A 742-nucleotide genomic window follows, 5' to 3' on the forward strand; every position below is an offset into this window, starting at 1 on the left:
TCACATCCACTGTGCGATCATCTTGTGCTGCTCGTTGGCCTGGGCGGCAACCCGATAGAACGCGATGAGCTCGCGCAGCGGATTCGAAAGGCGTTCGAAGCCGGAGATGAAGGCGACCACGACGCCGATGGTGGTCTCGCCCTCGATCACCATGAGGCCGCCGACCAGCAGCACGCTGAGCGGCGCGACGGCGCTCAGCAGGTTCATCAGCGCCTTCTGGCCGAACTTCCAGAGAAAGATGCGCATGCGGTTGTCGTAGATACGGTCGAGGGAGAGCGGCAGGCCGCTGTGGCTGAAATCGTCGTCGCCGCCCGGCAGCTCCGTCACCTGGTCGCCGAGGCTGCGCAGCATACCGACGCGCCGCTCCATCAGGCGGTTGATGCGTGCCTGCAGCAGGGGCATGAGGATGATCTGCGGCACGATGAAGATCAGGCTGATCGCCGCCACCAGCGGCTCGACATAGAGCATGTATCCGCCCATCGCCAGCAGCATGCCGCCGTTGATAACCGGCTGCGACAGGCCCTCGCCGACGAAACCGCCGAGGCGGTCGATCTCGGCGCCGATGATGGAGACGGCCTCGCCGCTGTGCTGCGCCGCACCGTCGCCGTTGTGCCGCTCGTAGAGGTGCGTGAGGTGCGCGCGGTTGTAGCGCACGGCGCCCTCGCTGAGCCAGCCCTGGTACATGTGCAGGGCATACTTGGTGATCCCCTGGACCAGCAAGACCGCCAGATAGATACCAGCC

Annotated in this window: 1 protein-coding gene; it reads right to left on the reverse strand. The window is 65.4% G+C overall.

The genetic code is table 11. The annotated features are described in order from the left end of the window. Window positions 1-742 (reverse strand): ABC transporter ATP-binding protein (locus ACKGJN_RS16320; RefSeq protein WP_409540628.1); only part of this gene is annotated, 742 nt, incomplete at its 5' end.

Source organism: Gillisia xinjiangensis (genome assembly GCF_046298265.1).
Classification (GTDB): domain Bacteria; phylum Bacteroidota; class Bacteroidia; order Flavobacteriales; family Flavobacteriaceae; genus Gillisia; species Gillisia xinjiangensis.